Origin of the sequence: Brevibacterium sp. (assembly GCF_052105255.1) — a bacterium.
GTDB lineage: Bacteria > Actinomycetota > Actinomycetes > Actinomycetales > Brevibacteriaceae > Brevibacterium > Brevibacterium linens_B.
The window spans coordinates 1-8,452 of the sequence record NZ_JBQDYQ010000088.1; the positions used below are offsets into that span (position 1 = coordinate 1).

Genomic DNA, 8,452 nt, shown 5'->3' on the forward strand with positions numbered 1-8,452 from the left:
CTTTGTGGTACCACCCGACTATCCGAGAGCTTTCCGCCTACATTGTAGAGGTGAGCGCCAGTGCTTGATGTTGATTCCGAGGGACCACCAGCGGTCCCGCTCGCGATGATCCATCCGGGCGCGATGGATCCCTCCGTCTGGACGGAACTCCGGGAGCAATGGGGAGGTGAGCTCACCGTAATCGAGTTGGACAAAACCCGCGAATACCTACTTGAGGCTTTGGGGCAGGGCGACGGATCACTCACTGTTGACTCGCTGGCAGCTGATGTGGAGCGGGAGTTGCGCACGCACCTCGATTTTACGTCGAAGTGGCTTCTGGCGGGTTGGTCATTCGGTGGTGTGGTCGCTAATAGTACACTTCGGAGGCTAACCGACGACGAACTCCCGGCGGGACTCTGCTTGCTCGACAGTATCGCAGCGGTGCCCGGGTATGTTTGGGAGGTCGGTGACGCTCGCGAACTTTCCGGAACCGATCGGGCTCAGGCTTTCGACTGGTTCTCTATGTATCTTTCGGCAAAACAAGGAGTCGACCTTGGTTTGTCGACGGCCAACTTCCTGGATAAGGACCAGGATGGTGCATTGCTCGTCGTGCTCGAGCGTGCTCGCGAACGAGCGGCCCCAGTCGGATCTGCATCTATCGAAGGGCTGAACAAGGTGTTTAAAGTCTTCGTTGCCGGTCTACACCGCAACAACCGACTGGCCGGAGAGCACTCCGCTCCTTCGTGCCGCGTTACTACAACTCTCGTCCGTCCTGACCACAGCCTGCTGGTCGACGATCAACACATGGGGTGGGACCAGATCAGTGATGGTCTGAATATCGTCGATGTACCTGGCGATCACTACAGCATGGTTAATCACCCGGACGCTGTCCGGAAGATCACCGACGCACTCATCTCCATTCTCTGACAACCTCATTGGAGCCTCATCATGTCTCTAACAGGCCACCATCTCGCCGACACTCCAGTAGCCATTGTGGGTCTCGGAGGCCTCTACCCGAGGTCTGCCGACCTTGGTCAATTTTGGTCCAACATCGTCCGCGGCGAAGACTGCATCACAGATGTGCCCGCCTCGCACTGGGATCCCCAGGACTATTTCGATCCGGACCCCACTATGCCGGACAAGATATATTGCACCCGCGGTGGATTCATCCCGTCGGTCCCTTTCGATCCGATAGAATGGGGTATGCCACCTTCGGTGATTGGTGTGACCGACGTACTGCAGCTGCTCTCTCTGGGAGTGGCTAAAGCTACTCTCGAGGACGCGGGGGCTCCCGGTTCCGACTGGTACGACAGTTCGCGGACCGGAGTGGTCCTCGGTATCACGGGAGCGAACTCACTTACTCAGCCATTATCCACCCGGCTCCAGACTCCGACACTGCGCAGGGTGGTCGAGGCTTGCGGGCTGGATGAGCAGACCGTTGACTACATCACAGATACATTCGTTAAAGCCTACGCCCCGTGGGAGGAAAATTCTTTTCCAGGAATGCTTGGAAACGTTGTAGCCGGCAGGGTAGCTAATCGCCTAGATCTCGGTGGCGTAAACTGCACGGTAGACGCGGCGTGTGCGAGCTCTCTGGCGGCTGTGAGGACGGCCGTCGATGAACTCGTGTTGGGTCGAGCCGACCTCATGCTTACCGGAGGTTGTGATGCCGAGAACACGATACTCATGTATATGTGCTTCTCAAAAACCCCAGCACTATCCCGCTCGGGCCTAATCCGACCATTCGATAAGGAGAACGACGGAACCCTCATCGGTGAGGGAACCGGGATGATCGCACTCAAACGGTTGGAGGATGCTGAGCGCGATGGGGATCGCATCTATGCGGTCCTGCGCGGCATGGGATCGTCCAGCGACGGTCGGTACAAGAGTATCTACGCCCCCCGCAAGGAGGGACAGGTTGTCGCGCTGAGACGTGCCTACGACGATGCCCGGTTGGACCCGGGTGAGATTGGATTGATCGAGTGTCATGGAACTGGGACCGCGGTCGGAGATCGGACGGAACTAGAGTCACTTGCGGAGGTCTTCACCGTCAGTGATACTCCTTCACACGCGGCCGTAGGTAGTGTCAAGTCCCAGATCGGACACACCAAAGCGGCTGCTGGTGCGGCGTCGCTCATCAAGGCCGCTCTGGCCTTGCACCAGAAGGTGATGCCCCCCACGATAAACGTCACAGACCCGACAGACGCCGCCAACGGTCCGAAGAGTCCGTTTCATGTCGGCACACGTGCCCGCCCGTGGGTCGTGGAGCCGGACCGCCCTTCACGTGCCGCCGCAGTGTCATCGTTCGGTTTCGGTGGGACCAATTTTCACGTTGTTCTCACCGAACACGGAGATGATGTGGAAGCGCCCTTGGAGAAACGGATCGCGGTTGCATTCTGGACTGCCGAAGACCGAGCAGGACTCCTTGAGGCGATGGACGCTGAACCCACTGGAAGCGCGTGGACTGCGCCAGGGACTGCACGCGCAGCCGTCGTCGGAACCGCAGAAGAGATCGAGGTGTGGCGCGAACGGTTGTCCGCCGCTATCCGGGACAGCGAAACGGATGCGATTGACTTGCCAGCAGGGTGGTTCCGTCTTGGTACTGCCTCAGGCCGAGCAGCTGCACTCTTCGCAGGCCAGGGCAGCCAGTATGTCGGAATGGGAGCGTTCGCTGCCTTGCGACACCCGGTTATCCGACGAGCATTCGATGAGGCAAGCCTCGCGTCGCCGTCGTACGATCCGCTATCGCGACACATTTTCCCGCCCCACCCATTTGACGACGCAGAGGCGCAGTCCCAGGATTCTCAGCTGCGGCGAACCGACCGTGCCCAGGCTGCCCTCGCGGCCATCACAGTCGGACAATACCGTTTTCTCTCCGAACTCGGATTCGCGCCGGCTGCTGGTCTTGGCCACAGCTTCGGCGAACTCTCGGCTCTCTGGGCGGCTGGTTCCATCGACACCGCCGCCCTGCACCGCCTTGCGCAAGCCCGCGGCCAAGCGATGGCCGACCGACCAGAGCACCTCGACGACTTGGGAACCATGGCGGCGATCGGCGCTTCTGCCGACGATGTCCGTGCGGAAGTTGACAGTCTTGATGACGTGTGGATCTGCAATCTCAACGGTCCGGCGCAGACCGTCATCGGTGGAGCCAGTGACTCGGTTGACGCCTTTGTGACACGGGCTGAAAGTCGTGGCTGGACGGCCCGTCGGCTCCCAGTAGGTGCCGCGTTTCACACTCCGCTCATACACCACGCCATCGAACGCTTCGGCGCTAATTTAGTGGATGAGACGATTGGCAGTCCCGAATTCCCGGTTCTCTCGTGCACAGAAGACGCAGAATACGGGGAAGACCCAGATTTGAATCGTGCCGTCCTCGGTCAACAACTAGCTGAACCCGTCCAGTTCGAGGGACGGGTTCGCGAGCTGTACGAGTCTGGCATCCGCGTGTTCATCGAATTCGGTCCGAGATCTGTTCTCGGTGGTCTCGTTGAACAGATTCTCGCCGATGCTGATGACGTGACTGTGCTTTCTGCCGACGCCGGTCCTCGGGGAGACTCCGAGCGTTCGTTGTCTGCGCTTGTAGCCCGGCTAGCAGTTCTCGGTTTCTCCCTTTCCGATCCTCAAATGGACCTCGACCCCGCCACCAATATCGACCAGAAGAACGGAATGACAATCATGCTTGACGGAACTAACTACCAGCCTGATGATCGTGTCAGCGAGTTCGAGGCGGCACTGAATGCATCACCTACGGTGGCTGACGGAACGACCTCATCGCCTACCTCCGCGCCAGCGCCGCGCGCGGCTGACAGAGATTTGATCAGCGAGGTCGCAGACGAGCACCTTGCCATGCACCGCACTTACCTCGGCAGTCAGCTGAAAGTGGCTGAACGACTGGCCCACATCCTTGAATCGGACTCCAGAATCGGGCGAGACTGGGAGCTAGCAGTCGACGCGATGCGCGCGGTCGCCGATCAGAGTACTGCCATCGGTCACAGCCACGCGGTGGCGGCTGATGTTATCCGCTCCTTCGTTGGGGACGACAGTGGGCACGCCGCCGTGGTCCCGAATCGTTCCCACCCGAAGCCGAGCGTGCGCAGCAACGACCTTGAGCTTCCTTCCGCTCCAACAACTTCCAGCTCAGGATCGACCGTCGCATCGCCTGAGACCGCACCAGCATCCGCTGGTCTGGTAGATGAGATCGTAGTCGACGAGCCCCAGGCTGCTACCGTGCAAAAGGTTTCCGACGATCAGACCTCGACACCCACTTCGTCCGCTACCTCCGCACCCGACTCAGACGATGTCATAGAAACTGAGTCTGTTTCTGACGTCTTACTTGGTATCGTCGCAGAGAAAACGGGGTACCCGGCCGACATGCTCGATCCCGAGATGGATCTTGAAGCCGATCTGGGCATCGACTCTATCAAGCGGGTGGAGATCATGAGTGCTCTCAGGGACCGGGTTCCGAGCTCCGACTCAGCAGACCCGGAAACGATGGGGGGAATGCGCACGCTTAGCGAAATCGGGGAGTACCTGACCGGGAGTAGTGCGGTGAATTCTGACCCAAAAGTGATCTGACCGCGGAGGGCAGTCGGGAATGGTGCAGACGTTTCCACGTCATTCCCCGACGACTTTCTGCGGTCGACGAAGAAGTCGGTGCTTTCGTTTCTGGTTCCCGGGCCGTCGTGATCGGTCAGTCAGGCGAAGTATCCACTGCGTTGATCCGTCTACTCGAAGAGCAGGGGTGGAACGTTTCCCAGAACGTAGATACGCAAGTAGATCTTGCTGTCGTCTTCGTGGGAGCCGACGAATCTCCTACGCCCCCCCACAATGCGCAGAACTCTGTCTCATCACTGACGGAGGCAATGCTCGCAGCGGCGGACCTGGTGGAACCTCTCGAGGTGGATAAGCCTGCCGCTGGACGTCGGGCATTGCTTACCGTCACGGCGGTAGACGGTGCCCACGGCTACTCTGGCTCGGCTGACCCCGACACGGCGGCTCTGGCCGGAATATCCGGATTAGTAAAGACTTTTGCCATCGAAGCTCCTGAGGTGTATTGCCGATCCGTCGACATCGACCCGAGTGCTGATCCGCGACAGGCTGCGGCGTGGATACTTGCCGAGGCCTGTGACGTCGATACCTCAATCCATGAGGTCGGAATCAACGCAGTCGGCCGACGAATGACTGTTGTCGCTGGACCGGAGGCAGACGAGTCGCTGATTCCGGACCTAAATGAGGTAGACCCTCCAGCACGCGGCGATCTGCTCGTGGTAACCGGCGGGGGCCGCGGGGTCACTGCGTCCTGCGCTCTTGGTCTCGCCCGAGCATACGGGTGCGATTTACTTCTCCTCGGTCGAAGTTCACTCTCGGACGAGCCGGAATGGGCAACAGGGGTGAGTAACGATCAGCTTCGTCGAGCTGCGGCCACCGCTCTCGCAGCAACGGAAAAAGCGACCCCTAAGGCTGTCGAATTGATGGTGCACCCGATCCAGGCTGCGCGCGAGATTCGGGAGACTCTCCATCAGGCGCGTCTCGCGGGCGTTCAGGCCGATTATCTCGCCGTCGATGTCGATGACCGCGATGCGATCGCCGCGGCGGTAAGCCCTTGGCGTGAAAGAATTACTGGAGTCGTGCATGGTGCAGGTATCATTAAAGACTCCCTTATTCGGGAAGCGAAGGGGGCCGATGTAACCCGAGTTTTGCACACCAAAATCGCGGGACTCTCCGGCCTACTCGATGCACTCGACGGAGTTCCCCTCCGGCACATCGTGCTCTTTTCCTCGACGGCTGGCTTCTTCGGAAACCAGGGGCAGGCGGCCTATGGGATGGCCAACGAGGCGCTCAACAAGGTTGCTGTCTCTCTTCGCTCCCGTCATCCGGACACCGCAGTAACTGCGATTGACTGGAGTGCGTGGAATGGGGGAATGGTGACTCCGGCTTTGGCAGCGATGTTTGCAGATCGAGGAGTTCCGCTGATACCTCTCGAAGTCGGTGTGGCTCAGCTTGTGGAGCAGTTGGGCCGGGAGCGCTCTGCCGATGTCGTGGTTGGAGTGGGACCGGAATTACCGCTCTCGGGGAACACATCCGTCGTGCGTGCTCCGAGGTCGATCTCGTTGCGTCGACGGCTCGACACAGTCGTTACCGAGCCCCTCGTACTCGACCATAGAATCGGCGAGGAATCCGTGCTTCCCGCGACGGCCGTCATGGGCCTGTTTCTTCGGTCGGCAGGCTTCAGCGGCGAGGCTCCTGCGACGGGGTTACGGGACTTTGAAGTCGTCAAGGGCATCGCGTTTGACGACATGCGACCGGAGTCTGTAATCGTAGAGTTCTGCGAACCCGAGGACGGAGGACGACGCGAAACGGTCCTCCGCGATGACAGCGGGCGGGTACGGTTCCGAGCGATTGTTGACGAATCCCCGTTGATCACCGATTCTCAGATGACTCGGTTCACCGACGATGGTGCCGGGACACCAGTGAACTATGAGGACGGCACACTTTTCCACGGCCCTAAGCTGCGGGGGCTCAAACAGACTCTCCATGACTCCCCAGGGCACCTCGTTTTCGAGGCACACTCCACAGGGGCTTCACCTGCCGACGGGGCATGGGGGACGGCGGATTTTGACCCCGCCGATGCCGACCTGCTCCTCCAAGCGGCCCTTGTGGCGGCGCAGCGGGAGACGGGTCAATCCTGCCTCCCATCGTCCGTAGCAGAGGTTCGGGTCTACCGCCGACCGCCACGCAACAGCCATTGGTATATCGACGTGCGTGTCCGCGACAGTGTTGCACCCATCGTAACTACAGATGTCACTGCGCTTACCAGTGATGGCGCCGTGCTGCTCGTGATGAACGAAGTGAGAACCGTAAGTAGTCCCCGGCTCGCGACCCTATTCGCGGGCCACCACGTCAGCTGATCAAAGGATTCACATGACCGAGACATCGAAGATCGCTATCGTCGGCATGTCCTGTTTACTGCCCGGAGCTCACACGCCCGAGGAGTTCTGGACGAACCTTGAGAGGGGCGTCGACAGCCGACGCCCGGGGTCGGCCGCCGATTTCGGTATCGACCCTGCCGCCCCGGGAGGATGGGGTGACAATACTCATCGAATCACCGACACCCGTGCTGGCTTCGTCGATGAACCTGAGATCGACCTCGAAGGTCTTGCTGTCCCCCCTGGACGTCTTGTCGAAGGTGGTCGGGTGGTAACTTGGAGCATTTACGCCATTAGAAGAGCGCTGGCTTCGGCAGGGCTACTCCCAGAAGATCCGCGACTCGCCCGAACCGGATTAGTGTTCGGAAATTACTCGTTCCCCACCCTGGAGTCAACGGAACGATGCCTACCGCTGATCAGGAGAGACGTCGCCGCAGGGTTACGGAATGCAGGCCTCTCGATTCCGGACAACGACGACACCCATCGGCGCGGCCCTGATGCCCTCTGGCCTGCCTCGGCCCCGGCGACTCTCGTTGCCGACGCCTTCAATATCGGCGGCCCTAGACTCGCGGTGGACGCGGCCTGTGCCTCCGCTCTCTACAGTCTCGCGCTCGGCTGTGAGCAGTTACGCACGGGCAGTGCGGACACGGTTGTTGTCGGGTCGATTTGCGCACCCGACTCGGTACTCATCCATCTCTCATTCTCTGACCTGAAGGCATACCCGGGCGGAGAGCTAAGCCTTCCCTTTCACTCGGAATCCGAAGGAATCGTCACTGGACAGGGTGCGGGGGCATTCGTCCTGCGACGTCTGGATGAGGCACTCGCCGATGGTGACGACGTGCTGGCGACAGTAGACACCGCCGCGCTTGGCAATGACGGTTCGGGAACCCATCTACTCGCTCCTTCCATGGCCGGACAACTTGACGTCTACCGACGCGCTTACGGCGACAGCGACCCTGGAGGACTCCCCGATTACATCGAGTGTCATGCCACTGGTACCCCGCTCGGCGACGAGGTTGAATTGTCTGGACTCGCGGAGTATTTCGGCGATGCCGTCCCCCTGCTCGGGTCCGTCAAGGGCAACGTCGGGCACCTCCTCACTGTCGCCGGTTTCACCAGCATGCTTAAAGTCGTGCTCGCTCTGCGGCATGGTGTGATCCCTGCGACTCCCGGCCTCGAAGAGGCGGAGCTGCGGGGGCCGGAGTCGGCCACTCGCCGCATTGTCCGTACCGCTACTGAGTGGCCCGATTCTGATCGATCACGCCGCGCGGGGGTGTCTTCGTTCGGTTTCGGCGGTGTTAACGCTCATGTCGTTCTCTCGAGCCCGCCGGATGAATTTGTCGGGACGACGGTGGACAAACCAGTCACCAGCCTTGGGACATTGGCAGTACGCGGAGTCGGAGCGATTGCGGCCTCCGCGCACGGCGTTGATGACCTTGCCGCTGCGGTGCGAGGCGGAACCTCACTGATCCGTGAACTTCCTCCACATCGATGGTACGGACTCCACGACGCAGAGGGCGTAGAACCGGCCCTGCGTGCCGGATATC

At 60.4% G+C, this 8,452-nt stretch carries 4 protein-coding genes; all 4 read left to right on the forward strand.

Annotated features, from left to right (window positions below; translation table 11 throughout):
• Window positions 1-60 precede the first annotated feature (60 nt).
• On the forward strand, window positions 61-906 hold the full coding sequence (locus ACTIIH_RS15260; RefSeq protein WP_441452722.1) for a thioesterase domain-containing protein: 846 nt from the start codon (window positions 61-63) through the stop codon (window positions 904-906).
• 21 nt (window positions 907-927) lie between these two features.
• The gene (locus ACTIIH_RS15265; RefSeq protein ID WP_441452723.1) at window positions 928-4,554 is read left to right on the forward strand and encodes a beta-ketoacyl synthase N-terminal-like domain-containing protein; all 3,627 of its coding nucleotides are present in this window, start codon (window positions 928-930) and stop codon (window positions 4,552-4,554) included.
• A gap of 140 nt (window positions 4,555-4,694) precedes the next feature.
• Window positions 4,695-6,887: an SDR family NAD(P)-dependent oxidoreductase gene (locus tag ACTIIH_RS15270; RefSeq protein WP_441452724.1), complete on the forward strand. Its 2,193-nt coding sequence runs from the start codon at window positions 4,695-4,697 to the stop codon at window positions 6,885-6,887.
• Window positions 6,888-6,900: 13 nt separating this feature from the next.
• Window positions 6,901-8,452: polyketide synthase (locus ACTIIH_RS15275; RefSeq protein WP_441452725.1), on the forward strand; the 1,552-nt coding region annotated here is incomplete at its 3' end.